Annotated in this window: 24 protein-coding genes and 1 tRNA gene; 13 read left to right on the top strand and 12 right to left on the bottom strand. The window is 74.0% G+C overall.

Going from position 1 to position 24,349, the window contains the following annotated elements:
- Positions 1-39: 39 nt before the first annotated feature.
- The 3 genes from IEY71_RS12435 to IEY71_RS12425 are packed head-to-tail and all read right to left on the bottom strand — an operon-like array spanning position 40 to position 1,948.
- Positions 40-399 carry an iron chaperone gene (locus IEY71_RS12435; RefSeq protein WP_189085639.1) on the bottom strand — a complete coding sequence of 120 codons (360 nt, stop codon included), beginning with the start codon at positions 397-399 and terminating at the stop codon, positions 40-42.
- A gap of 32 nt (positions 400-431) precedes the next feature.
- Positions 432-1,046, bottom strand: coding sequence for a bifunctional 4-hydroxy-2-oxoglutarate aldolase/2-dehydro-3-deoxy-phosphogluconate aldolase (locus IEY71_RS12430; protein ID WP_189085638.1), 615 nt, complete (start codon positions 1,044-1,046; stop codon positions 432-434).
- Positions 1,043-1,948: a sugar kinase gene (locus IEY71_RS12425; RefSeq protein ID WP_189085637.1), complete on the bottom strand. Its 906-nt coding sequence runs from the start codon at positions 1,946-1,948 to the stop codon at positions 1,043-1,045. The genes IEY71_RS12430 and IEY71_RS12425 overlap by 4 nt, the downstream gene beginning before the upstream one ends.
- A gap of 96 nt (positions 1,949-2,044) precedes the next feature.
- Here IEY71_RS12425 and IEY71_RS12420 point away from each other — a divergent pair, with 96 nt between their 5' ends.
- The 6 genes from IEY71_RS12420 (at position 2,045) to IEY71_RS12395 (ending at position 8,213) form a co-directional block, all read left to right on the top strand.
- A complete protein-coding gene (locus IEY71_RS12420) occupies positions 2,045-3,319 on the top strand; it encodes an alanine racemase (protein WP_189085636.1) in 1,275 nt (424 codons plus the stop codon).
- A 13-nt stretch (positions 3,320-3,332) separates the two neighbouring features.
- Positions 3,333-4,940, top strand: a complete 1,608-nt coding sequence (locus IEY71_RS12415; protein WP_189085635.1) for an N-acyl-D-amino-acid deacylase family protein — start codon at positions 3,333-3,335, stop codon at positions 4,938-4,940.
- A complete protein-coding gene (locus tag IEY71_RS12410) occupies positions 4,940-5,671 on the top strand; it encodes an IclR family transcriptional regulator (protein WP_189085634.1) in 732 nt (243 codons plus the stop codon). Before IEY71_RS12415 ends, IEY71_RS12410 begins: the two co-directional genes overlap by 1 nt.
- Positions 5,672-5,714: 43 nt before the next feature.
- On the top strand, positions 5,715-6,098 hold the full coding sequence (locus tag IEY71_RS12405; protein ID WP_189085633.1) for a RidA family protein: 384 nt from the start codon (positions 5,715-5,717) through the stop codon (positions 6,096-6,098).
- A gap of 138 nt (positions 6,099-6,236) precedes the next feature.
- Complete coding sequence (locus IEY71_RS12400) at positions 6,237-7,748, top strand: APC family permease (RefSeq protein WP_189085632.1); 1,512 nt, start codon at positions 6,237-6,239, stop codon at positions 7,746-7,748.
- Positions 7,749-7,931: 183 nt separating this feature from the next.
- Entirely contained in the window at positions 7,932-8,213 is a 282-nt protein-coding gene (locus IEY71_RS12395) for an acylphosphatase (protein ID WP_189085631.1), read from the top strand.
- Between the two features lie 70 nt (positions 8,214-8,283).
- On the opposite strand, the gene rplA is transcribed toward IEY71_RS12395, so the two are convergent.
- From rplA to IEY71_RS12370, 5 genes are all read right to left on the bottom strand, one after another.
- The gene (gene rplA / locus IEY71_RS12390; RefSeq protein ID WP_189085630.1) at positions 8,284-8,973 is read right to left on the bottom strand and encodes a 50S ribosomal protein L1; all 690 of its coding nucleotides are present in this window, start codon (positions 8,971-8,973) and stop codon (positions 8,284-8,286) included.
- A gap of 123 nt (positions 8,974-9,096) precedes the next feature.
- Positions 9,097-9,525 (bottom strand): 50S ribosomal protein L11, encoded by a 429-nt coding sequence (rplK, locus tag IEY71_RS12385; protein ID WP_189085629.1) that lies wholly within the window; start codon positions 9,523-9,525, stop codon positions 9,097-9,099.
- 156 nt (positions 9,526-9,681) lie between these two features.
- Complete coding sequence (gene nusG / locus IEY71_RS12380) at positions 9,682-10,620, bottom strand: transcription termination/antitermination protein NusG (RefSeq protein ID WP_189085628.1); 939 nt, start codon at positions 10,618-10,620, stop codon at positions 9,682-9,684.
- Between the two features lie 71 nt (positions 10,621-10,691).
- Positions 10,692-10,967 carry a preprotein translocase subunit SecE gene (gene secE, locus IEY71_RS12375; RefSeq protein WP_189085627.1) on the bottom strand — a complete coding sequence of 92 codons (276 nt, stop codon included), beginning with the start codon at positions 10,965-10,967 and terminating at the stop codon, positions 10,692-10,694.
- A gap of 39 nt (positions 10,968-11,006) precedes the next feature.
- Positions 11,007-11,079 (bottom strand) — tRNA-Trp (locus IEY71_RS12370).
- A 158-nt stretch (positions 11,080-11,237) separates the two neighbouring features.
- Here IEY71_RS12370 and dgt point away from each other — a divergent pair.
- Together dgt and IEY71_RS12360 are read left to right on the top strand one after the other, a co-directional pair.
- A complete protein-coding gene (gene dgt, locus IEY71_RS12365; protein WP_229781720.1) occupies positions 11,238-12,755 on the top strand; it encodes a dGTP triphosphohydrolase in 1,518 nt (505 codons plus the stop codon).
- A gap of 85 nt (positions 12,756-12,840) precedes the next feature.
- The gene (locus IEY71_RS12360) at positions 12,841-14,067 is read left to right on the top strand and encodes a pyridoxal phosphate-dependent aminotransferase (RefSeq protein WP_189085625.1); all 1,227 of its coding nucleotides are present in this window, start codon (positions 12,841-12,843) and stop codon (positions 14,065-14,067) included.
- A 110-nt stretch (positions 14,068-14,177) separates the two neighbouring features.
- On the opposite strand, the gene IEY71_RS12355 is transcribed toward IEY71_RS12360, so the two are convergent.
- Positions 14,178-15,077 (bottom strand): LysR family transcriptional regulator ArgP, encoded by a 900-nt coding sequence (locus IEY71_RS12355; RefSeq protein WP_189085624.1) that lies wholly within the window; start codon positions 15,075-15,077, stop codon positions 14,178-14,180.
- A gap of 71 nt (positions 15,078-15,148) precedes the next feature.
- On the opposite strand from IEY71_RS12355, the gene IEY71_RS12350 reads away from it, so the two are divergent.
- The 5 genes from IEY71_RS12350 to IEY71_RS12330 all read left to right on the top strand — a co-directional run bounded on the left by IEY71_RS12350 (position 15,149) and on the right by IEY71_RS12330 (position 19,626).
- Positions 15,149-15,889, top strand: a complete 741-nt coding sequence (locus IEY71_RS12350) for a LysE/ArgO family amino acid transporter (protein WP_189085623.1) — start codon at positions 15,149-15,151, stop codon at positions 15,887-15,889.
- A gap of 106 nt (positions 15,890-15,995) precedes the next feature.
- Positions 15,996-16,925: an ABC transporter ATP-binding protein gene (locus tag IEY71_RS12345; protein WP_189085622.1), complete on the top strand. Its 930-nt coding sequence runs from the start codon at positions 15,996-15,998 to the stop codon at positions 16,923-16,925.
- On the top strand, positions 16,922-17,785 hold the full coding sequence (locus IEY71_RS12340; protein ID WP_189085621.1) for an ABC transporter permease: 864 nt from the start codon (positions 16,922-16,924) through the stop codon (positions 17,783-17,785). Before IEY71_RS12345 ends, IEY71_RS12340 begins: the two co-directional genes overlap by 4 nt.
- A gap of 21 nt (positions 17,786-17,806) precedes the next feature.
- Complete coding sequence (locus tag IEY71_RS12335; RefSeq protein ID WP_189085620.1) at positions 17,807-18,985, top strand: sensor histidine kinase; 1,179 nt, start codon at positions 17,807-17,809, stop codon at positions 18,983-18,985.
- Positions 18,982-19,626 carry a response regulator gene (locus tag IEY71_RS12330; protein WP_189085619.1) on the top strand — a complete coding sequence of 215 codons (645 nt, stop codon included), beginning with the start codon at positions 18,982-18,984 and terminating at the stop codon, positions 19,624-19,626. The genes IEY71_RS12335 and IEY71_RS12330 overlap by 4 nt, the downstream gene beginning before the upstream one ends.
- Positions 19,627-19,650: 24 nt before the next feature.
- Here the strand turns inward: IEY71_RS12330 and IEY71_RS12325 are convergent, their stop codons facing one another.
- From IEY71_RS12325 to IEY71_RS12315, 3 genes are all read right to left on the bottom strand, one after another.
- Positions 19,651-22,344 carry a phosphoenolpyruvate carboxylase gene (locus IEY71_RS12325; protein WP_189085618.1) on the bottom strand — a complete coding sequence of 898 codons (2,694 nt, stop codon included), beginning with the start codon at positions 22,342-22,344 and terminating at the stop codon, positions 19,651-19,653.
- A gap of 123 nt (positions 22,345-22,467) precedes the next feature.
- The gene (locus IEY71_RS12320) at positions 22,468-23,139 is read right to left on the bottom strand and encodes a LuxR C-terminal-related transcriptional regulator (protein ID WP_189085617.1); all 672 of its coding nucleotides are present in this window, start codon (positions 23,137-23,139) and stop codon (positions 22,468-22,470) included.
- Positions 23,132-24,331, bottom strand: a complete 1,200-nt coding sequence (locus IEY71_RS12315) for an ATP-binding protein (protein WP_229781719.1) — start codon at positions 24,329-24,331, stop codon at positions 23,132-23,134. Before IEY71_RS12315 ends, IEY71_RS12320 begins: the two co-directional genes overlap by 8 nt.
- Positions 24,332-24,349: the final 18 nt, after the last annotated feature.

Below are 24,349 nucleotides of genomic sequence, written 5' to 3'. Positions count from 1 at the left end.
GGCCTGCGGCATCCGCCGTCTCCGCGGCTGGGCCCCGGCTCAGCGCCGGTCGAGCCGTGCGTCGATCTCGGCGATGCGGGCGCGCAGGATGCGGCGCAGCAGTTCGTCGGGCAGCTGGTGCTCGGCGCTGAACTGCACGGTGCCCTTCGACCAGGCGAAGCCCGCGAGCTCGTCAGCGAAGCCCTCGAGCACCGTCCCGCTGAACGGGTAGAAGCCGAGGTGGTGCTTCGCCTGCATCGCCGAGACGAGCCCCTTGCCCCGGTGCAGCAGGGCGGGCATGCCGTAGCTCTCGCCCTCGCTCGCGTCCGGCGCGAGCTCGCGCGCGATGCGGATGACCCGTTCGAGCGCGGCCCGCTCGGGCCCGCTGCGCTCGTCGAGGTAGTCGGTGACGGTTCCCATGGCGGCATCCTGCCAGCCTTGGGCCGGCGCTGTCAGCCCCGTCGCAGCAGCTCGGCGAGCCGGGGCAGCTGCGTCTCGTCCTCGAGCGCCGAGCCGACCGCCACCGAACGCACCCCGGCGGCGAGGAAGTCCCCGGCGTTGCCGGCGTCGAGGCCGCCCGTCGCGACGAAGCGCACCTCGGGGAACGGGCCGCGCATCGCCCGGAACCAGCCCGGCCCGAGCGAGGCGGCGGGGAAGGCCTTCAGCCAGCTGAGCCCGAGCGCCGCGGCCCGCTGCACCTCGGTGGCCGTCGCGACGCCAGGCAGGGGCGGCAGCCCGGCCGCCGCCGAGGCCCGCACCACCGCCTCGTCGAAGCCGGGGCTCACGGTGAACGCGGCGCCCGCGCGGGCGGCGAGGCCGACCTGCTCGGTGCTGACGACCGTGCCGGCGCCGACGACGCGACCGTTGCTCCGCGCCGCGTCGGCGACGAGGCGCAGGGCCTCGACGTCCTCGGCGGCCTGGATCGGCAGTTCGACCGCGTCGATGCCGAGCTCCCAGGCGCGCTCCGCGAGCTCCAGGCTGCGGCGCGCGCCGAGCCCGCGGAAGATCGCCATCACGGGCGCACCTCCGAGCAGCTCGGCGAACTCGGCGTTCTCGATCCGGGTCATCCGTCGTTCTCCTCCTCGCGGGGCACGTCGCTCGTGCCCGCGATGGTCAGCACGGCGCGCGCGTGGCCGGCGGCGAGCCGCGCCTCGGCGTCCGCGCCGTCGAGCCAGGCGGCGATCCAGCCCGCGGCGAACGCGTCGCCCGCGCCCACCACCTCGACGGCCGTCGTCGGCGTCGCCGGCACGTGGGCGGCGGGCGCGCTGTGGGAGTACTCCGTCGCGCCGACCGCGCCGTCCTTCACGATCAGCTGCGCCGGCTCCGGCAGCAGCTCGCGCACCGATTCGGCGGTGCTCGTGCCCCAGAGCCCCTCGGCCTCGTCGAGGCCGACGAAGACGACGCGGGCGCGGCGGGCGAGCCCGAGCAGCCGTTCGGCCGCGGCCGCCCGCGACGGCCACAGCGCCGGCCGGTGGTTCACGTCGAAGCTCACCGGCACCTCCGCCGCGTCGGCGGCGGCGAAGAGCGCGTCGACGAGCTCCTCGCAGCTCGCCGAGAGCGCTGGGGTGATGCCGCTCAGGTGCAGGAGGCGCGCGCCGGCCACGGGCAGTCCGGCCACGGTGTCCGCGCCGAGCCTGGATGCCGCGGAGCCGGTCCGGTAGTAGTGCACCCCGTCGCCGGGGTTCTTGAAGTAGACGCCCGTCGGCGACCCGGGGTCGCGGCCGGCCCAGCTCGTGTCCACGCCGAGCGCGTCGAGCTGGGCGAGCAGTCGACGGCCGAGGGGGTCGTCGCCGACGGCGCCGGCCCAGGCCGCCCGGCGCCCGAGCGCGGCGAGATGCGCCGCGACGTTCGACTCCGCCCCGCCCGGCTCGACGCGGAAGTCGACGGCGGACTCGAGCGGCTCGGCGCGGGCGGGCACGACGAGCGCCATCGTCTCGCCGACGGTCAGGACTTCAGGGAAGGGCGGCACGGCCCCTATGCTGACTGCTGTGCAGTTGCCGCGCAAGCGCGTTGCAGTATTTGCACACCGCCGCACGACCGATCACGCCGCACTGCGAGGAGACGCATGACGCTCGCGCTCGACCGACTGCACGACGAGCTGCTGACACCCGCCGACACCGGGCTGCCGGCCCGCGCGGCCGGGCTCACCGCCCGGGCGTTCCTCGCCACCGAGCCGACGCTCGACGAGTTCTGGACCCCCCTCACGGTGCTCGACCGGGCGGCCCTCGAGCACAACGCCACCACCGTGCAGCGCTGGACGAGCGAGGCCGGGCTCGAGCTCATGCCGCACGGCAAGACCACGATGGCCCCGCAGCTCTGGGCGCTGCAGCTCGACCACGGCGCGAGCGGGCTCACCCTGGCCACCCCCGGCCAACTCCGCACCGCGCGCGCCTTCGGCGCCGACCGGCTCATGCTCGCGAACGCGCTCGTCGCCCCGGCAGCCCTGGCCTGGCTCGCGGGCGAGCTCGCCGACCCCGGCTTCCGCTTCCACTGCTGGGTCGACTCCATCGAGACCGTCGAGGCGATGGAACGCGGGCTGGCCACGCTGCCACCGCTCCCCCGCCCGATCGAGGTGCTCGTCGAGCTCGGCGGCGCCGGGGGCCGCACGGGCGCCCGCTCGCTCGCCGACGCCCTCGCGCTCGCGCGCCGCGTGGCCGCCTCCCCCGTGCTGCGCCTGGCCGGGGTCGCCGGCTACGAGGGCGCGCTCGCCCACGACCGCAGCGCTGCCGGGCTCGACGCCGTGCGCGACTACCTCGCGGCGATGCTCGAACTGCGCGACGGGCTCGCCGACCTCGTCGACGATGCGGCGCCGCTCATCGTCACGGCGGGCGGCAGCGCCTACCCCGACCTCGTCGCCGAGGTCTTCGCCCCCGCGATCGCCGCGGCGACGGCGTCGGCCCGGCCCGGGCGCTGGATCCTCCGCTCGGGCGCCTCGCTCGTGCACGACGACGGCTTCTACCACGGCATCTCGCCGCTCGACGCGGAGCTCGTGCCCGCGATGCGCGGCTACGCGCGCGTCGTCTCGCACCCCGAGCCCGGTCTCGCCCTGCTCGACGGCGGCCGACGCGACTTCCCCTTCGACGAGGGCCTGCCGCGCCCGCTCGCCGTCTCCGCCGAGCTCGGCGACGCCGCGACCCGCCCGCTGCCCGGCGCCGAGATCTCGGCGGTGAACGACCAGCACGCCTTCCTCCGCGGCGAGGCGCTGCCCGTGCGCGTCGGCGAGGTCGTCGCGCTCGGTCTCTCGCACCCCTGCACGGCGTTCGACAAGCGCCGCTGGCTGCCCGTCGTCGAGCACGCGGGCAGCACCCGCGTGGTCGAGCTCGTCCGGACCTTCTTCTGAGCGGGCGGCCGGCATGAGCGACTCCCGAACCGTCCTCCGCGACGTCCGGCTCGACCCCGCGGCCGAACCCGTCGACCTCGTCGTCGACGGCGAGCGCATCGCCGCGGTCCGACCCCGCAGCGACCGCGAGGCCTCCGGGCCGCGATCGGCCGAGCGCACCATCGCGGGCGAGGGCCGGCTCGTGCTGCCCGGCTTCGTCGACGCGCACTCGCACGCCGACGCCCGCGTCTTCGACCCCGAGGTGCAGCTCGCCCTGCTCCGCCAGGGCGTCACGAGCGTCATCGGCGGGCAGGACGGCGTCGGCTTCGCTCCGGGCGACGGGCGGTACGGCAGCGAGTACTTCGCCGCCATCAACGGTCGGCACCCGGGCGACGCGGGCGGCGGCGTCGCGGGGCTGCTCGCGGGCTACGACGGCCGCACCCCGCTGAACGTCGGCGTGCTCGTGCCGGCCGGCACCGTGCGCCACGAGGTGCTCGGCCGGTCCAGCGCGCCGGCGACCGCCGAGGAGCTCGCCGCGATGCGGGCCCTCGTCGAGGGCGGGCTCGACGAGGGCGCGCTCGGGCTCTCCAGCGGCCTCGACTACGTGCCCGGGATCTTCGCCGACGTCGACGAGCTCGCCGGGCTCGCCGCGGCCCTCGGCGAACGCGGGGGCGTCTACGTCTCGCACCTCCGCGGCGGCTACGAGGCGAACTCCGCGGCCGGGATCGCCGAACTCGCCGAGATCGGCCGCCGGGCCGGGGCACCGGTGCACGTCTCGCACTTCCACGCCGAACCGGCGATCGTGCACGGGCTCATGGCCGAGCTCGCCGAGGCCGGCCTCGACGCGAGCTTCGACGCCTACCCGTACGGGCGCGGCTGCTCCCTGCTCGCCATGCCGCTGCTGCCGCCGGAGCTCGGCGTGCGGCCCGCCGAGGAGCTCGTCGGGCTGCTCGCCGACGAGCGGGTGCGCGCGGAGCTGCTGCGCGACTGGTTCCCCGGCATCGCCGACTACCCGAGCCTCGGCCCGGCCTGGCCGGAGATGCTCGTGTTCGGCCACCTCGCGGCGCCCGATCTCGACTGGGCGCACGGGCTGACGCTCGCCGAGGCAGCCGCGCGCGCCGGCCGGAGCCCGGCCGAGTTCGCCCTCGACGCCCTGGTCGCCAGCCGCCTCGAGGTCAACGTCGTGATGGCCGTGCAGCGCGAGCGGACCGCGGCGGAGCTCGCCGGCATCCTCGGCCACCCGCAGGCCATGGGCGGCTCCGACGGCATCTTCGTGGGCCGGCATCCGCACCCGCGAGCGCGCGGCAGCTTCGCCCGCTATCCCCGCGAGCTCGTGCTCGAGCACGGCGTGCTCGACTGGTCCGGCCTCGTCGCCTTCGCCTCGACGCGGGCGGTGGAGCGCTTCGGCCTCGGCCGGCGCGGCCGCGTCGAGGCCGGCGCGGTCGCCGATCTCGTGCTGCTCGACCCCGCGACGGTGCGCGACACCGCCACGTACGCCGCGCCGCTCGGGCTCGCCGAGGGGATCGAGGACGTGCTCGTCGCGGGCGTCCCGGTGCTCGCGGGCGGCCGGCTCAGCGGCGCGACGCCCGGCCGGGGCCTGCGCCGCGCCGGCTCGCCCGCCGCCGCAGAAGGGAGCCGCTGATGTCGCAGAGCGTGGAGCGGGCCGCCCGCATCATCGACGCCGTCGCCGCGTCGCCGCGCACCGTCGCCGAGCTCGCCGAGGCCTTCGGGCTGCATCGCTCGACCATGTTCCGCGAGCTGCAGTCGCTCGAGCAGGTCGGCTGGGTGCGCCGCCGCAGCTCCGGCCGCTACGCGCTCGGGCCGCGGCTCGCCGCGCTCTCCCGGGAGGCTCTGGAGTCCCTCGACCTGCGCGAGGCGGGTGCCGAGCACGTGCGCCGACTGCATCGGCGCACGGGCAACACGGTGCACCTCGCGGCGCTCCTCGACGGCTCGATCGTCTACGTCGACAAGGTCGAGGATGCCTCGGGCGTGCGCATGTACTCCCGGATCGGCAAAGCCGTGATCCCCTACTGCTCGGGCGTCGGCAAGGCCATCCTCGCCGAGCTGCCCGAGACCGAGCGGGACGCCGTGCTCGCCGACGTCGACTGGGCGCCGTTCACCGAGCGCACGATCACGAGCCGCGCCCGCTTCGACGCCGAGCTCGACCGGGTGTCCGCCGCCGGCTACGCCGCCGACGACCGCGAGTTCGAGCCCTTCGTCAATTGCCTCGCCGTGCCGGTGGTGTCGAGCATGGGCGTCGTCGGCGCCGTGTCCGTCACCGCCATCCGCATGGTCGCCGACCTCGACGCGCTGAAACAGCACCTCCCCGCCCTCCGGGCCACGGCGGCGGCGATCGCCGCCGAGCTCGGCTGAGACCCCCGTCCGTCCATCCACCCAACCGAATCAGGAGCACCCCATGCCGAAGACCGCCGTCACCCTCTCGAACGCGCCGAAGCCCGCCGGGCCGTACAGCCACGGCGTCGTCGCGAACGGCTTCCTCTACACCGCCGGCTTCGGCCCCCAGGACCCGGCGACGGGCCTCGTCGTCGAGGGCGGGGTGCAGGAGCAGACCCGCCAGGTGCTGCGGAACATCGGCGCCGTGCTCGCCGAGTACGGCCTGGGCTTCGACGACGTCGTGAAGGTGACCGCGCACCTCGAGGACCTCGCCGACTTCGCGGAGTACAACGAGGCCTACGCCGAGTTCTTCCAGGAGCCGTACCCGGTGCGCACCACGGTCGGCTCGCGTCTCGCGAACATCCTCGTCGAGATCGACGTCGTGGCGGCCGTGCCGCAGGGCTGATCGAGCGGGGCCCCTTCGAATCATCCGGTTCTATAGCTTTACCGCCGGAGGTATGGCTATGCTGGCGCTCGACCCGCGCGACCGGCCCTCACGACCGGCCCTCGTGACGCGAGATCAACGACGATCGAAGGGACCCCCATGCCTGCAGAACCCGAGGTCACCCACCTCGACGACGCCGAGCACCTCCAGGTGCTCGGCTACGACGACTCGTTCAACCGCTCGATGAGCCTGTGGGCGAACTTCGCCCTCGGCTTCACGTACCTCTCGCCGCTCGTCGGCGTCTACTCCCTGTTCGCCGTCGCGCTCACGATCGGCGGCCCGCCGTCGATCTGGTGGATCGTGATCGTCGGCTGCGGGCAGCTGCTCGTCTCGCTCGTGTTCGGCGAGATCGTCTCGCAGTACCCGATCCACGGCGGCATCTACCCCTGGGCGCGTCGGCTCTGGGGCCGGCGCTACGCGTGGATGGCCGCCTGGGTCTACATCTGGGCGATGATCGTCACGATCACCGCGGTCGCCGAGTTCGGCGCCGGCTTCGTCGCGAGCCTCTTCGACCTCGAACTCACCCCCGGGGTGAACCTCGCGATCACGCTCGGCCTGCTGCTGCTCGCCTTCGTGTTCAACTTCTCGGGCACGAAGACGCTCGCCCGGGTCGCCCAGATCGGCCTCGCCGCCGAACTCATCGGCGTCATCGGCCTCGGCCTCTACCTGCTGATCTTCCAGCGCAAGCACGACTTCGGCATCTTCTTCGACACGATGGGCGTCGAGGGCGACGGCAGCTACGCGGTGGCCTTCCTCGGCGCCGCGCTCGCCGGGCTCTTCCTCTTCTACGGCTTCGAGGCCTGCGGCGACGTCGCCGAGGAGGTCTCGAACCCCGCGAAGCGCATCCCCCGGGCGATGATGATGACGATCCTCGTGGGCGGGGTCTCCGCGCTGTTCTCCTTCGGCGGCTACGTGCTCGCCGCCCCGAACCTCGAGGCGATCGTCTCCGGCGAGGACGCGGACCCGATCCCCGGCATCCTGGCCGACACCCTCGGCCCCGTCGGCGCGAAGATCTTCCTCCTCGTCGCGATCACCGCGTTCATCTCCTGCGTGCTGAGCCTGCAGGCGGCGGCGAGCCGGCTGCTGTTCTCCTTCGCCCGCGACGGGATGATCCCCGGGCACACCTGGCTCGCCAAGGTCTCGCCGCGAAACAAGGTGCCCACGAACGCCCTCATCGTCGCCTGCACGGTGCCCGCGATCATCAGCGTGCTGATCTTCCTGAACGGCAACCTGCTCGTGCCGATCACCTCCTTCGCGGTGCTCGGCATCTACCTCGCGTTCCAGATGGTCGTGCTGGCCTCGCTCCGGCAGCGGGCGAAGGGCTGGCGCCCGGCCGGACCGTTCTCGCTCCGCGGCGCGGGCGTCGTCGTGAACATCCTCGCGCTCGCGTACGGCGTCTTCGCGATCGTGCTCATCGCGCGGCCCGGGGAGTCCGGCGACGTGTTCGCCGACTGGGTCGTGCTGATCGGCCTCGGCATCGTGCTCGTCACGGGGCTCGCGTACCTCTTCATCGCCCGCCCCGACCGCAAGTCGAGCGCCCCCGAGGGCGACGCCATCGCCGTGGCCGAGGCGATCCGCACCCGCACCGGCGCGACGCCCGTCAGGCGGTAGCCCGCCCTCCTCACCAGCTCCCTCCCTGCCCGCTCCCGCCCGCTCTCCACCGCTCTCCACCGCGAGGGGGTCGAATTCCGACGGATGCTGCGTCGGACACCCATGCGGATGTCGCAAAACGACCCCCTCGATGGTGCGGGGGGGCGGGGCGGGGCGGGGCGGAGGGTGGGATAGCGTGGCGGGATGATCCGCCGCCACGTCCTCGTCTCCGGCCACGTGCAGGGGGTCGGCTACCGCTACCTCGCCCGCAAGCACGCCGATCGGCTCGGCATCGCGGGCTGGGTGCGGAACCTCCCCGACGGGCGCGTCGAGGCCGAGATCGAGGGTGAGGACGCTGCGGTCGAGACGATGCTGCGCCGGCTCGAGGCCGGTCCGCCCGGGTCCCGGGTGACCGGCCTCGAGGTCGCCGAGCGGCCGCTCGCCGAGCCGGCCGAGGGCGCCGCGCGCTTCCAGATCCTGCGCTGAGGCGCAGCGGCCGGAACACGCAGAACGGCCCGCCGGATCACCGGCGGGCCGTTCTCTGGTCTGAGCTGGCTCAGATGGCGTTGACGTCCAGCGGGATGCCGGGGCCGAAGGTGGTCGACACGGCGCCCTTCTGGATGTAGCGGCCCTTCGAGCTCGACGGCTTGAGGCGCAGGACCTCTTCGAGCGCAGCCTTGGCGTTCTCCTCGAGCTGCTCGGTCGAGAAGGAGGCCTTGCCGACGACGAAGTGCACGTTGGCGTGCTTGTCGACGCGGAACTCGATCTTGCCGCCCTTGATGTCGGAGACGGCCTGGCCGACGTTCGGGGTCACGGTGCCGGTCTTCGGGTTCGGCATGAGGCCGCGCGGACCGAGCACCTTGCCGAGACGGCCGACCTGGCCCATGAGCTCGGGCGTCGAGACGGCCGAGTCGAAGGCGGTGTAGCCCGCGGCGACCTTCTCGATGAGCTCGGCGCCGCCGACCTCGTCGGCGCCGGCCGCGATCGCGGCCTCGGCGGCGGGGCCGGTCGCGAACACGATGACGCGGGCGGTCTTGCCGGTGCCGTGCGGGAGGATGACGGTGCCGCGCACCATCTGGTCGGCCTTGCGGGGGTCGACGCCGAGCTTCAGCGCGACCTCGACGGTCGAGTCGAACTTCGCCGAGCCGGTCTCCTTGGCGAGGGCGACGGCCTCGCTCGGGGTGTAGTACTTGCCGGCCTCGATCTTCTCGGCCGCGGCCCGGTAGGCCTTGGACTTCTGTGCCATGTTGCTTCTCCTTGCGAGAATGTGGTCATCGCGCCTGGCGGGCGCTGCCACGAATGAGAGTTCTGAAGGCGGATGCCTCGAGGCATCCATCCGACGGGCTCAGCGAATGAGCCCGCGAGGCGATTACTCGACCGTGATGCCCATCGACCGGGCGGTGCCGGCGATGATCTTCGACGCGGCGTCGAGGTCGTTCGCGTTCAGGTCGGACATCTTCTGCTCGGCGATCGCACGGACCTGGTCGGGGCTGATCTTGCCGACCTTGGTGGTGTGCGGGACGCCGGAACCCTTGGCGACGCCGGCGGCCTTCTTGATGAGCTCCGCGGCGGGCGGGGTCTTCAGGATGAAGGTGAAGCTGCGGTCCTCGTAGACGGTGATCTCGACGGGGATCACGTTGCCGCGCTGCGACTCGGTGGCCGCGTTGTAGGCCTTGCAGAACTCCATGATGTTCACGCCGTGCTGACCCAGCGCCGGACCGATCGGCGGGGCGGGGTTGGCGGCGCCGGCGTTGATCTGAAGCTTGATCAGACCAGTGACCTTCTTCTTCGGTGCCATGATTTCTCTCTTTCTGTTCGAACGCCCCGGCGGGGCACTCTCCCGTCACTCCGGCGGTTCCGGGTGGCGGTGGATCGTGTGGTTCGGGCTGGCCCGAACGCAGCACAACCCTCCGAGTATACCGGAGGGTCGGCTGGACGCGCGGTGGGAAGCCTGCTAGAGCTTCGTGACCTGGTCGAAGCTGAGCTCGACCGGGGTCTCGCGCTCGAAGAGCGAGACGAGGACCGTGAGCTTGCCGCTCTCGGGCTTGATCTCGCTGATCGTGCCGGGCAGGCCGGCGAAGGAGCCGTCCTTGATGGTGATGGTCTCGCCGACCTCGAAGTCGACCTCGGCCTGCACCTGACGCGCGGCGCCGGAGGCCGCGGCGGCCTTCGAGCCCTTCGCGGCGGGCACGTCGGCGGGGGCGACGAGGCTCTTCAGCATGCCGAAGGCCTCTTCGAAGCGCAGCGGCGTCGGGTTGTGGGCGTTGCCCACGAAGCCGGTGACGCCCGGGGTGTGGCGGATGACCGACCACGAGTCCTCGTTGAGCTCCATGCGCACGAGCACGTAGCCGGGGATGCGCACGCGGGTGACCATCTTGCGCTGGCCGTTCTTGATCTCGACGACGTCTTCCATCGGCACTTCGACCTGGTAGATGTAGTCGGCCATCGCCATCGACTCGCGGCGCTGCTCGATGTTCGCCTTCACGCGACGCTCGAAGCCCGCGTAGGAGTGGATGACGTACCACTTGCCCGGCAGGAAGCGCAGCTCGGCGCGGAACTCCTCGTACGGGTCGAACTCGTCTTCGGCCTCGGTCTCGGCCTCTTCTTCGACGGCCTCCGCGGCCGCCTCGGCCTCGTCGGCGGAGTCGATGTCGAGGGCGTCGTCGACGACCGCGTCGGCCTCGGGGTCGCTCGCCTCGGCGAGGGAGTCGAGGACGGCGTCGAGGTCGACCTCGTTGCCCTCGTCGTCCACCACGTGGACGGCGACGTGCTCGGCCGCCTCGGAGGAGTCCTCCTCGTGCTGGTTGACGTTGCCCGTCTGCGCCTCGTCGTCCTCGGCAGACTGCTCGGCAGCCGTGGCCCAGTCGACGTCGTCGCGCTCAGTCCTTGACACTTCTGATCCTTACTTCGTGAGTCCCGACCGCCACTCGGCGAGTCTCGGTCGACGCGGGCCCGAAGCCCCGATCAGACTCCCGGTTGCCCGAAGACGTACACCACCAGCAGACCGAACAGCTGGTCGAGGCCCCAGACGAGCGCCATCATGATGATGACGAAGACGAGCACGACGATCGTGAAATTGACGAGCTCCTTGCGGGTCGGGGAGACGACCTTCTTCAGTTCTGCGATGACCTGACGGATGAACAGGGCGATCCGGGCGAACGGATTCCGACGCGCAGCGCGGTCGCGCTTGGCGTTGGCGACGACATCCTCGCTGGGTTCGTCGATGATCTTCCGGGCCACCTGTACACCTTTCGTGGGCCGGCATTCACTGCCGGCTCGCAGGGCGGACAGGACTCGAACCTGCAACCTGCGGTTTTGGAGACCGCTGCTCTACCAATTGAGCCACCGCCCTAGGCCCCCGTTGCTGGGGCCGAGGAGGCTGCCAGTCTCGCCGCAGCCGACCGCGTCCGAAACGGATTTCGGGCGCAGTGAAGCATTGCCGGAACGAGCAACCTCACCCAGTCTATGCGACGCGAGCGGCTGGCGCGAACCGACGCCTACATTGGGACCATGACCCCGGACCGCGCCGCCCGCCGCACGCCTGAACCGAGCTCGAGCGTCGAGGTCACCGGCGAGCACTCCCAGTTCCGGCTCGACCTCGAGCGGATCCGCTTCTCGCCCTACTTCTCGCGCCTCTCCGCCGTCACGCAGGTGATCGCGCAGCCCGGCGCGGGACCCCTCATCCACAACCGGCTCACCCACTCGATCAAGGTGACCGCCGTCGCCCGCGCGATCGCCGTCGGCTTCGCCGACCCCGCCTCGCCCGGCAACGCGCTCGCCCGCGAGCACGGCTGCGACGCCGTCGTCGTGCAGGCCGCCGCGAGCGCGCACGACCTCGGCCACCCGCCCTTCGGCCACCTCGGCGAGCGCGTGCTCGACCGGCTCGCCCGGGAGACGCTCGGCCTCGCCGACGGCTTCGAGGGCAACGCGCAGAGCTATCGCATCCTCGCGACCCTCGACGTCAGCGCCGCCGCCCCGCACGGGCTGAACCTCACCTCCGCGGTTCGCGCCGCCGTGGCGAAGTACCCGTGGACGCGGTTCGCCCGCCCGGTGCCGTTCTCCGACGGCGGCCTGCCGCGCGGGCTCCGGCTCGTCGACGGCGCCGTCGAGGCCGGCAAGTTCTCGGCGTACGACCTCGACGCCGCCGACCTCGCCGCCGCGCGCACCGGGCTGCCGCCCATGGTGCAGTCGCTCGAGTGCTCGATCATGGACACCGCCGACGACATCGCCTACTCCATCCACGACGTCGACGACTTCTACCGGGCCGGGCTGCTCAGCCAGGGCGCCGTGGCCCGGGAGTTCCGCGGCTGGACGCAGGCCGCGACCGAGCTGCGCGAGCTCGCCGACGAGGAGCTCGCCGCCCGCACCGCGCCGCCCGGCGCCGCCCTCGAGTCGCTCCGCCGCAAGCTCCGCCGCTCCGACGGCTGGATCGCCGACGACGACGCCTTCGCCGCCGCGGTCGACGCCGTCGCCGACGACCTCGTCGACGGACTGCTCGCCTCCCCCTTCGACGGCTCGATCGCGTCCGAGCGGGCGCTCTCCGCCTTCACGAACGGCTGGATCGGGCACCTGCAGACCTCCGTGGTGCCCGCGCCGCCCGGGGTCGCCCGCACGGGCCTCGTCACCCTCGACCGGGCGGCCTGGCACGAGGTCGAGATCCTGAAGTTCGTGCACCGGCACTTCATCCTCGACCGGGCCGACATCGCGATGTACCAGCGCGGGCTCAGCCGCGTGCTGACCCGCGCGGTGAAGGGGCTCACCGCCTGGGCGAGCGACGAGTACGACCGGCACCGGGTGCCGCAGCGGCTGCGCGAGCTCATCGAGATCGCGACCGACGGCTACGCCCTGCTGCGGCGCACCCGCCCGGAGGGCGTGCCGGTGCCCGAGGTCGGCGAGCTCGCCCGGCTCGGCGTCGGCCGCGGCGTCGTCGACTACGTCGCCTCGCTCTCGGACGACCAGGCGCTCGCGGTGTCCGAGGCGATCGACGGCCGGCCGGACCGGCTCTGGGACATCGGTCAGAACCTCTGAATCGGCACCGGATGCCGGTCGGATCGACGGTCCGGCGGGCCCCCTTCGACATGCTCAGCGCGCAGTCGCTCGGTAGACTCGCGGTGTGACCGAGAAGCCGCGCCTGTCCGCCCGCATCGCCGCCATCGCCGAGTCCGCGACCCTGAAGGTCGACGCGAAGGCGAAGGCCCTCCAGGCCGAGGGGCGCCCGGTCATCTCCTACGCGGCCGGCGAACCCGACTTCGCGACGCCCGAGCACATCGTCGAGGCGGCGCTCGCCGCCACGCACGACCCCAAGAACTACCGCTACACGCCGGCCGCCGGGCTGCCCGAGCTCCGCGAGGCGATCGCCGACAAGACGCGGCGGGACTCCGGGCTCGACGTGCCCGCCTCGCAGGTCGTCGTCACGAACGGCGGCAAGCAGGCCGTCTACCAGGCGTTCCAGGTGCTCCTCGACGAGGGCGACGAGGTGCTCGTGCCCACGCCCTACTGGACCACCTACCCCGAGGCGATCAAGCTCGCCGGCGGGCGCCAGGTCGACGTCTTCGCGGGCAGCGAGCAGGGCTACCTCGTCACGGTCGAGCAGCTCGAGGCCGCGCGCACCGAGCGCACCAAGGCGCTGCTCTTCGTCTCGCCCTCGAACCCCACGGGCGCGGTCTACCCGCCCGAGCAGGTGCGGGCGATCGGCGAGTGGGCGCTCGAGCACGGCATCTGGGTGATCGCCGACGAGATCTACCAGAACCTGACGTACGCGGGCCTCGACACCGAGGTGGGCGCGCCCGCGCCGCGCGCGCTGTCGATCGTCGAGGCGGTGCCGGGGCTCGCCGAGCAGGCGATCCTCGTGAACGGCGTCGCGAAGACCTACGCGATGACCGGCTGGCGGCTCGGCTGGATGGTCGGCCCGGCCGACGTCATCAAGGGCGCCGCCAACCTGCAGTCGCACCTCACCTCGAACGTGTCGAACATCTCGCAGCGGGCCGCGATCGCCGCCCTCACCGGCCCCCAGGAGCCGGTGGAGCAGATGCGCCGCGCCTTCGACCGCCGCCGCCGCACGATCGTCGCCGAGCTGTCGAAGATCGAGGGGCTGCGCGTGCCGGTGCCCGAGGGCGCGTTCTACGTGTACCCCGACGTGACGGGCCTGCTCGGCCGCGAGTGGGGCGGCGTCACGCCGACCACCTCGCTCGAGCTCGCCGACCTCATCCTCGAGCGCGCCGAGGTGGCCGCGGTGCCCGGCGAGGCGTTCGGGCCGAGCGGCTTCCTGCGCTTCAGCTACGCGCTCGGCGACGAGCCGCTGCTCGAGGGCGTGCAGCGCCTGCAGCGCCTCTTCGGCTGAGCGGCGGCATCGCGCCGCGCACTCCCCCAGCTTGACGTCAGTATTTGCGGGTGCCGGGCGCCGCGCACCCGCAAATACTGACGACACTCCCCGGAGGGCGGGCCGCCGCGTCAGCTGAAGGCGCGGCGGGCCTCGGCCACCACGGCGTCGGCGATCGTGTCGAGCAGCGGCGAGCGCAGGTTCCACTGCTGCCAGTGCAGCGGCACGTCGATCGGCGGGCCGCCGAGCGGCACGAGCCGCCCGTCGGCGAGCTCCTCCTCGCTCTGGAAGCCGGGCAGCATGCCCCAGCCGAGCCCGAGCTTCACCGCGACGGCGAAGTCGTTCGACGCGGGCACGTAGTGCCTGGGCGGCCCGGCGGCGTCGGCCCCGACGAAGCGCAGGAAGCCGGTCTGCAGGTCGTCGCGCCGGTCGAAGTCCACGAGCGGCGCGCCCGACAGCGCCGCGGGCGTCATCCCGCCGGGCAGCCAGCGCGCCACGTACTCGGGCGTCGCGACCGCGCGGTAGCGCATCACGCCGAGCGGCCGCGCGACGCAGCCGGCGACCGGCGTCGCCTGCGAGGTGATCGCCGCCATCACGGTGCCCGACTCGAGCAGCTCGGCGGTGAAATCCTGGTCGTCGCGGTGCAGGTCGAAGACGACCGGATGCCTCGCCGCGAGCCCGGCGAGGGTGGGCAGGATCCACGTGCCGAGCGTGTCGGCGTTCACCGCGAGCGGCACCGCGATGGGGCGGCGGTCGGCCTCGCCGTCCGTACGACCGAGCGCGAAGCCCGCGAGGGCGTCGTGCTCGAGCAGCGCGAGCTGCCGGGCGTAGCGCACCACGGCCTGCCCGGCCTCGGTCGCCCGCACGGGCTTCTGCCGCACGAGGAGCACGCGGCCGAGGTGCTGCTCGAGCGCCTTGATGCGCTGCGAGACGGCCGAGGGCGTGATCTGCAGCACCCGCGACGCGGCGTCGAAGGTGCCCTCGGCGACGACGGTCGCGAGGGTGCGGGCGAGCTCGGCGGGGATCTCCATCTGTAGCCATGCTAATGCTGATGAAGAATCCTGAACTGTACTTCAGGCATCCTGAGTCCTAGCGTCGAGGCGTGGATCTCAGCTCGACCCTCGCCGGCCTCGGCCTCGGCCTCTCGCTCATCGTCGCCATCGGCGCGCAGAACGTGTTCGTGCTGCGCCAGGGCATCCGCCGCGAGCACGTCTTCGCGGTCGCGGCGGTCTGCGCGGTGTCGGACGCCGTGCTCATCCTCGCCGGGGTGTCGGGCATCGGGGCCGTGCTCACCGCGGTGCCGTGGCTCGTCGACGTCGTGCGCTGGGCGGGCGCCGCCTTCCTCGCCGGCTACGCCGTGCTCGCCGCGAAGCGCGCGATCCGCCCGAGCGGCGCGACGCTCGGCGCCGGCGCATCGACCGCGGCGCCGTCCGACGGGACACCGGACGGCGCCGCACCCTCCGCCTCCGGCCCGGCCGCCACGACCGCGGCGGCCGGCACGCTCACGGCGGCGCCCGCCCGGCCGACGCGCGAGACCGGCGCGGGCGCCCGCACGACCCTCCTCGCGACGCTCGGCACCTGCCTCGCGCTCACCTGGCTGAACCCGCACGTCTACCTCGACACCGTGTTCCTGCTCGGCTCGGTCGCCAATGGGCACGGCGAGGGCCGCTGGTGGTTCGCCCTCGGGGCCGCACTCGGCTCGGTGCTCTGGTTCTTCGGCCTGGCCTACGGGGCCCGGCTGCTCGGCCGGGTGCTCTCGACGCCGCGGGCCTGGCGCATCCTCGACGGCGTCATCGCCGTCGTGATGCTCGCCCTCGCGGTATCGCTCGTGCTGCCCCGCTGAGCCGGAGACGCCCGGTCGGGTCCTCGCGGCATCCACCGATCGGGGGATGCCGGAATCGCCAGTTCGGGGGTGCCCGCGACCGCCCCGGGCGCGGGAGCATCGCAGTATGGACCAGATTCAGAGCCCCGCCGTCCGCGTGCGCGGCCTCCGCAAGGCGTACGGCGGGGTGACCGCCGTCGACGGCATCGATCTCGACATCGCCCGCGGCGAGACGTTCGCACTGCTCGGCCCGAACGGCGCCGGCAAGTCGACCACGATCGAGATCCTCGAGGGCTACCGCCGGCGCAGCTCGGGCGAGGTGTCGGTGCTCGGCGCCGACCCGGCGACGGGCGGCCGCGCGTGGCGCTCCCGCCTCGGCATCGTGCTGCAGTCCGCCCCCGAGGCCGGGCTGTACACGGTCCGCGAGCAGTTGCGCCAGTTCGCCGGCTACTACCCGAACCCGCGCGACGTCGACGAGGTCATCGCCGCCGTCGGACTCGAGCAGAAGGCCGGCACCCGAATCTCGAAGCTCTCCGGCGGGCAGCGCCGTCGCGTCGACGTGGCGCTCGGCATCGTCGGCCGCCCGCAGCTGCTGTTCCTGGACGAGCCGACGACGGGCTTCGACCCCGAGGCCCGGCGCGAGTTCTGGGGCCTCATCGAACGGCTGAAGGCCGAGGGCACCACGATCCTGCTGACCACCCACTACCTCGACGAGGCCGCGCAGCTCGGCGACCGCGCCGCGGTGATCCTGGGCGGCCGGATCGTCGCCGAGGGCGCCATCGCCGAGCTCGGCGGCCCGGCCGCCAGGGTCCCGATCGTGCGCTGGCGGGATGCCTCGGGCGTCCGCCGCGAGCGACGCACCGAACGGCCCGCCGAACTCGTCGCGGCCCTCGCGGCCGAGGCCGGGTCCGTGACCGCCGACGGGCGCGGCGGCGAGCCCGCCGAGCTCGAGGTCATCCGCCCGAGCCTCGAGGACGTGTACCTCGAGCTCGTGGGCGCCGCCGAGGCATCCGCCGTCTCCCCCACCGTCGCGACCCCCGAGGAGGCCCGCGCATGAGCGCCGTCACCACCCCGTCCACCGCCGGCCGCTCAGGCGCCGCCCGCCTGCCGGGCGTCATCGCCTCGGGGCTCAGCCGCATCGGCTACGAGGTGCGCGGCTACTTCCGCAGCCCGGACACGGTGTTCTTCACCTTCCTGTTCCCGCTCATCATGCTCGGCATCTTCACCGCCGCGTTCAGCTCGGCCGGGGACATCTCGCCCGGTCCCGGCACCGCGGGCGTCAGCGTCGGCGCGTACTACCTGCCCGGCATGCTCGCGGCGGGCGTGCTGCTCTCGGGGGTGCAGAACCTCGCCGTCGACATCGCCGGCGAGAAGGGCGACGGCACGCTGAAGCGACTCGGCGGCACCCCGCTGTCGCCCGTGTCGTACTTCATCGGCAAGCTCGGCCAGGTGTTCACGACCGGCGTGCTGCAGGCGGGGCTGCTGCTGCTCGTCGCGGCCACCGTCTTCGGCGTCGAGCTGCCGACGAGCGGCGAGGCCTGGCTGACCTTCGCCTGGGTCTTCGTGCTCGGCACGGTCGCCTCGGCCCTGCTCGGCATCGCGCTCTCCGCGGTGCCTCGCAGCGCCCGCTCGGCCACCGCCGTCGTCGTGCCGATCGTGCTCGTGCTGCAGTTCATCTCGGGCGTGTACCTGCAGTTCTCCGCCCTGCCGGAGTGGATGCAAAACCTCGCGAGCCTGTTCCCCCTGAAGTGGATGGCGCAGGGCATGCGCGCCGCGTTCCTGCCGGAGGACTTCGCCGTCATGGAGCAGCACGGCAGCTGGGACCTCGGCTGGGTCGCGCTGTGGCTGCTCGTCTGGCTCGTGATCGGGCTCGTCGCGAGCCGGCTCACGTTCCGCTGGATCCGGCGCGACGCCTGAGCCACGTGAGAGCATGACGGAATGCTGAACCGCCGCTGGTGGGACCTCGCCGCCGTCGCGGTGTCGGCCGTCGTCGTCACCTTCGGCCTCGTCTTCCCGCCGTACGGCCCGCGGGACTGGGGCACCTGGGCCGTCGTCGCGGGGTTCCTCCTGGTCTACGCCGGCTACCTCAGGTGGCGGATCGGCTCGGAGGACCCGCGGCACCACGTCGCGATCACCGCCATCCTCGTCGCCCTGGTCTTCGCCGGCACCGCGTTCGACTCCGGCGCCGCGACGCTGCAGGCCTTCGCCTACCCGTTCCTCTGGATCACCGCGCCGTCGACGAAGCGCGCGATCATCGGCAACGTGCTGCTCGGGATCGCGGTCGCCGCCGGCTACGCGGTCGGGCTCGGCCCGACGGGCGTGCTCGCGGGCCTCGGCGTCGGCGCGCTCTCGCTCGCGTTCAGCCTCGCGCTCGGCCTGTGGATCACCCGAATCGCCGAGGTCGGCGAGGAGCGGGCCCGTCTGCTCGCCGAGCTGCAGGCCGCCCAGGGGCAGCTCGCGGCGATGCACCGTGAGACGGGCGTGACCGAGGAGCGGGCGCGGCTCGCCCGGGAGATCCACGACACCATCGCGCAGAGCCTCACCGGGCTCGTCATGCTCGCCCAGCGCGCGGAGCGGCGGCTCGACGCCCCGTCGCCCGACGTGCCGGCCGCGCGCGGCGACCTCGGCCTCATCGAGGAGATGGCGCGCGAGGCGCTGACCGAGGCGCGCGGGCTCGTCGCCGCGGTCTCCCCCATCGCGCTCGACACGAGCCTCGCCGACGCGCTCGGCCGGCTCGCCGCCGGCTTCGAGCGGGAGACCGGCGTCGCCGTGGCGCTCGACGTGCGCGCGCCGGGCCTCGACCGGGAGCTCGAGGTCGTGCTGCTGCGCGCCTCCCAGGAGGGGCTCGCGAACGTGCGGAAGCACGCCAGGGCGGCGCACGCGGCCCTCAGCGTCGACGCGGCGGACGGGATGGCCCGGCTCGTCGTGCGCGACGACGGCGTCGGTCCGGGCCCCGACGATCCGCCCGGCTTCGGGCTCGCCGGGCTCCGCGACCGCGTCGCCCTCGCCGGCGGGCGGGTGACGTTCGGCCCAGCCCCCGGCGGCGGGGCCGAACTCCGCGTCGAGCTGCCCGTCGAGGCATCCGACCGCGTTCCGAGCGAGGGGAGCAGCGCATGACCGCGCCGATCCGCGTCGTCGTCGCCGACGACCACCCCATCGTGCGCGCCGGCATCGTCGGCCTGCTCGAGAGCGCCGAGGGGATCGAGGTCGTCGGCGTCGCCGCCGACGGGCTCGAGGCCGTCGCGCTCGCGGCCGAGCTGTCCCCCGCCCTCGTGCTGATGGACCTGCGCATGCCCGGCCTCGACGGCGCCCGGGCGACCGCGCGCATCCTCGCCGAGGGCGGCGGCGTGCGGGTGCTCGTGCTCACCACCTACGACACCGACGAGCACATCGTCGAGGCGATCGAGGCGGGCGCCGCCGGGTACCTGCTGAAGGCGGCGCCGCAGGACGAGATCCTCGCCGGCATCCGCGCCGTCGTCGCGGGCGAGACGGTGCTCGCGCCCTCGGTCGCGGCCCAGCTCGTGCGGCGGATGCGGGCGGATGCCGGCGGCGCGACGGCCCCGCCGCAGGCCCTCTCGCCGCGGGAGCTCGACGTGCTGCGGCTCGTCGCGGCCGGCAGCTCGAACCCCGAGATCGCCCGCACGCTCGTGATCGGCGAGGCGACGGTGAAGACGCACCTCGCGCACGTGTTCGAGAAGCTCGGCGTGAACGACCGCACCCGCGCCGTGACCCGCGCGATGGAGCTCGGGCTGCTCTGAGCCCGAGCCCCGGGTGGCGCCGGCTCAGCCCGTGTTCTGCAGGCCGGCGGCGATCCCGTTCACGGCGAGCAGCAGCAGCCGCAGCTCGTGCTCGTCGGGCGTCGCGCCGGCGCTCTGCTCCTCGCGGACCGCACGGAGCGCCCGCAGCTGCAGCAGCGACAGCGCGTCCACGTAGGGGCTCCGCAGCCGCACCGCGCGCTGCAGCACCGGCTGCTCGGCCAGCAGCTCGTCGTGCCCGCTCGCCCGCAGCACCCACTCGCGGGTGAGGGCGAGCTCGTCGAGCACGAGGGCGGCGAGCTCGTCCCGATCGCCGAGGGCGAGGTAGCGCTCGGCGAGCCGGTCGTCGGCCTTCGCGAGCGACATCTCGACGTTGTCGATCATCGAGGCGAACAGCGGCCACTCCCGGTACGCCCGGCGCAGCAGCTCCTCCTCGCCGACCGCGGCGAGCGCGGTGCCGAGCCCGAACCAGCCGGTGAGGTTGATCCGCGCCTGTGTCCAGGCGAACACCCACGGGATGGCCCGCAGGTCCTCGAGCGAGGACACCGAGAGCCCGCGCCGCGCGGGCCGGGAGCCGAGGGCGAGCAGCCCGACCTCCTCCATCGGCGTGACCCTGGCGAACCAGGGCGCGAAGCCCTCCGCCTTCACGAGCGCGAAGAAGCGGGCGCGGGAGGCCTCGTCGAGCCGCGCCGCGAGCCCGGCGAAGCGGGCGGCGGCCTCGCGGTTGCGCTGCTCGTTCTCGGGGCTGCCGGCGAGCAGCGTGGCCGCGGCCATCTGTTCGAGGTGGCGGGCGGCGATGTCGGGGTCGCCGTAGCGGGCGAAGATCACCTCGCCCTGCTCGGTGACCTTGAAGCGGCCGTCGACCGAGCCCGGCGGCTGCGCGAGCACGGCCTCGTTCGTGCGCCCGCCGCCGCGGCCGAGGGCGCCGCCGCGGCCGTGGAAGAGAGTGAGCTCGATGTCGTTGCGCTCCGCCCAGGCGGCGATGCGCGCCTGCGCGGCGTCGAGGGCGAGCGTCGCGGCGACCGGGCCGACGTCCTTCGAGGAGTCGGAGTAGCCGAGCATGACCTCGACCGCCCGGCCCGTCTCGGCGAGGCGGCGCTGCACCTCGGGCAGCTGCAGCATGCCGTCGAGGATGTCGGTGGACGCCTCGAGGTCGGCGAAGGTCTCGAACAGCGGGATGACATCGAGCACGGGGGCCTCGTCGCCGAGCGCGGCCTCGGCGAGCCGGAAGACGTTCGCGAGGTCGTCGGCGCTCTGCGTGAAGGAGACGATGTAGCGGCGGGCGGCGCGCAGCCCGCCGCGTCGCTGCAGCTCGGCGATCGTGCGGAACACGGCGAGCACCTCGGCGGCGAGCTCGCTGCGCTCGGCCCCGGGCTCGGCCTCGGCGAGCTCGGCGAGCACGCGCCGGTGCACCTCGGAGTGCTGGCGCACCTCGAGCTCGGCGAGGTGGAAGCCGAAGGTCTCCACCTGCCAGACGAGCCCCTGCAGCTCGCCGTTCGCGCTGCGGTGGGCGCCGGCCGCGGCGAGCGAGGCCTGCACGAGGCGGAGCTCGGCGAGCAGCTCCTCGGGCGAGGCGTAAGCGAGCGTCGCGTCGCCCTCGCGGGTGGCGCGGAGCCGGGCGGCGATGACGAGCAGCACCCGGCGGTGCGGCTCGTCGGGCGCGCGCGTGCCGATGCCGGCGGTCACCTCGGGGGCGAGCCGCTGCTGGGCGGCCCAGAGCTCCCGCACCTCGGGCGAAGCGGGCGTGCCGTCCTCGGCGAGGGTGAGGCTGCGGCCCACGCGGGTGGCGGCGCGCTCGAGCCCGAGCAGCACGTGCTCGGCGGCGATCCCGGCGGCGGCGGCCGTCGTCTCGGCGGTGACGAAGGGATTGCCGTCGCGGTCGCCCGCGATCCAGCTGCCGAGGCGCACGAAGGCGGGCGCGACGGCGGGGGCGAGCCCGGCCTCGCGGCCCTGCAGGCGGTCGTCGAGCTGGCGGTACACCCGCGGCACGACCTCGAAGAGCGTCTGGTCGAAGACGTTCATCGCACTGCGCACCTCGTCGAGCGGGGTGGGCCGGGTGGTGCGGATCGGCGAGGTGCGCCAGAGCACGTCGATCTGCTCGGCGAGGCGGCGGTCGAGCTCGGCGGGGTCGGCGGCCGGGGCGAGCCGGAGCAGCTCCTCGCGCTCGGCGAGCAGCTCGCCGACGCGGCGGATCGCGGAGGCGACGGCGCGGCGCCGGGCCTCGGTAGGGTGGGCCGTGAGCACGGGGTGGAAGCGCAGCCGGCGCAGACGCTCGGCCGCGGCATCCTCGCCGATCTCGGCGACGAGGTGGTCGTAGGCCGCGCCGAGCGACTCGGCCGGGGCGTCGCGGTCGGCGCCGTCGCGGGCTCGGAGCACGCGCACGCGGTGGTGCTCCTCGGCGAGGTTCGCGAGGTGGAAGTACACCGTGAACGCGCGCGCCACCTCCTCGGCGCGGGCGGGCGTGAAGGCGGCCACGAGGGCCTCGGCGTCCTCGAGGGAGGCGCCTTCGCCCTCGTACGCGGCGATCGTGAGCGCGCGGAGGCGTTCGACGTCGTCGAGGAGGGCGGGGCCGCCGGCCTCGGCGAGCACGGTGCCGAGGAGGCTGCCGAGCAGGCGCACCTCGGCGCGGAGCTCGTGGTCGATGCGGTCGCTGACGGCCCCACGGGCGCTGGGGTCGTGGTGGGCTGCGGCGGGCTCTGATGGGAAGGCGGAGCTGGTCACCCTGCGACCGTACCCGGATTCGCGTGACGGTCACATTTCGTCACGTCACATTCCGCGACCCGCGGCCGTGATCCCGAGTTGCCCGACTTTCATGAAAGTCGGGCAAGTCGGGGTGGGGGCTGGTCAGAGCAGGCGGCGCGCGGTCGCCCAGGCGGTGAGCTCGTGGCGGCTGGAGAGCTGGAGCTTCCGGAGCACCGCCGAGACGTGCGTCTCCACCGTCTTCACCGAGATGAAGAGCTCGGCCGCGACCTCCTTGTACGCGTAGCCGCGGGCGATCAGCCGCATCACCTCCTGCTCGCGCGCCGAGAGCCGGTCGAGCTCGTCGCCCGCGACCGCCGTCTCGCCGACCGCCGCACCGAAGGCGTCGAGCACGAAGCCCGCGAGCTTCGGCGAGAAGACCGCGTCGCCGGTGGCCACGGCGTGCACCGCCCGGCTCACCTCGCCGCCGGAGGAGCCCTTCGTGATGTAGCCGCGGGCGCCGGCGCGGATGACGCCGACGACGTCCTCCGCCTTGTCCGAGACGCTGAGCGCGAGGAAGCGCGTCGCGGGCAGCTCGGGCGCCGCCCGCCGGATCACCTCGGCGCCGCCGGTGCTGCCGGCGGGCACCGCGAGCCCGGGCAGGTGCACGTCGAGCAGCACGACGTCGGGCGCGGTCTCGACGACGACGGCGAGCGCCGACTCGACGTCGTGCGCCTCGCCGACGACGTCGATCGAGGCGTCGAGGTCGGCCTTCAGCCCGGAGCGGAAGATCGAGTGGTCGTCGACGACGACGACCCGGACGGATGCCTCAGCCACGCGTTCCCCCTTCGCCCGGCGCCGCCGCCGGCATCCGCAGCCGCACCTGGGTGCCGACGCCGCCGACCCCGGGGCCGACCTCGGCCTCGCCGCCCGCGCGGCGCATCCGGCCGACGATCGACTGCCGCACGCCGAGCCGGTCGGCGGGCACGTCCTCGAGCGAGAAGCCCTCGCCGCGGTCGCGGACGAAGACCTCGACGGCGTCCGGGCGGCCCTCCACGTAGACGGAGACCTCTCCGCCCGCGTGCCGCGCGGCGTTCAGCATCGCCTCCCGGCTCGCGGCGGCGAGCTCGCCGGAGGCGCGTTCGCGCTGCTCGCCGACGACGACCACGTCGACGCTCACCGGGTACTCGATCTCGAGCACGGCGGCGACCTCGCGCAGCTCGGCGCCGAGGTCGCGGTCGGGCACGGCGTCGCCGGCGAAGAGCCATTCGCGCAGCTCCCGCTCCTGCGCCCTGGCGATGCGGGCGACCTCGCTCGTCGCGCCGGCCCGGTTCTGGATGAGGGCGAGCGTCTGCAGCACGGAGTCATGCAGGTGCGCCGCGATCTCGCTGCGCTGCTCCTCGCGGATGCGGCGGGTGCGCTCCTCGCTCAGCTCCCGGAACCGGGTCACGAGGGTCGGGGCGTAGACGAGGGCGATGCCGGCCACCGCGGCGAGGGCGACCGCGAAGGCGGGCCGCGGCGCCTCGCTCGCGGCCGGTCCGAACACGATCACGACGGCGACGAGGGCGAGGACGACCGTCGCGACGATCCGCACGGCGAACTCGTGCCGCGGGCCGCGGTCGGCGTCGGGCCGGTCGAGGAAGCCCGCCCAGGCGGACGCCGCCACGATGAGCCCGACGCCCGCGAGCGCCGGCCAGAACCAGGCGGGCCCGCCCGTGGGCGGTCCGCCCGAGACCGCGGCGAGGCCGAGCGGCACGGCGGCGGCCGCGAGGAGGATCCAGGCGACGGGGGCGCGACGCTTCGGCGCCTGCTCGCCCGGCTGCCAGGGCGTGAGCGCCCAGAGCCAGAGGTAGAGCAGCAGGCCCGCCCCACCGACGAGGCTCGTCAGCGCGAAGCCGAGCCGCACGAGCGCGACGGGCCAGCCGAGGTGCTCGGCGAGGCCTGCGGCGACGCCCGTCGCCACGCAGTCGCGCGGGCGGGCGAGGCGGGGCACGACGCGGTCGTCGCCCGTCGCGGGGGCGGTGCTCATGCCTGCCATCCAAGCAGA

The sequence above is a fragment of the Agromyces mediolanus genome (assembly GCF_014648575.1).
GTDB classification, from domain to species: domain Bacteria; phylum Actinomycetota; class Actinomycetes; order Actinomycetales; family Microbacteriaceae; genus Agromyces; species Agromyces mediolanus.
Note: the sequence above shows the minus strand (reverse complement) of the source record. Positions and strands in the feature narration are given on the sequence as shown.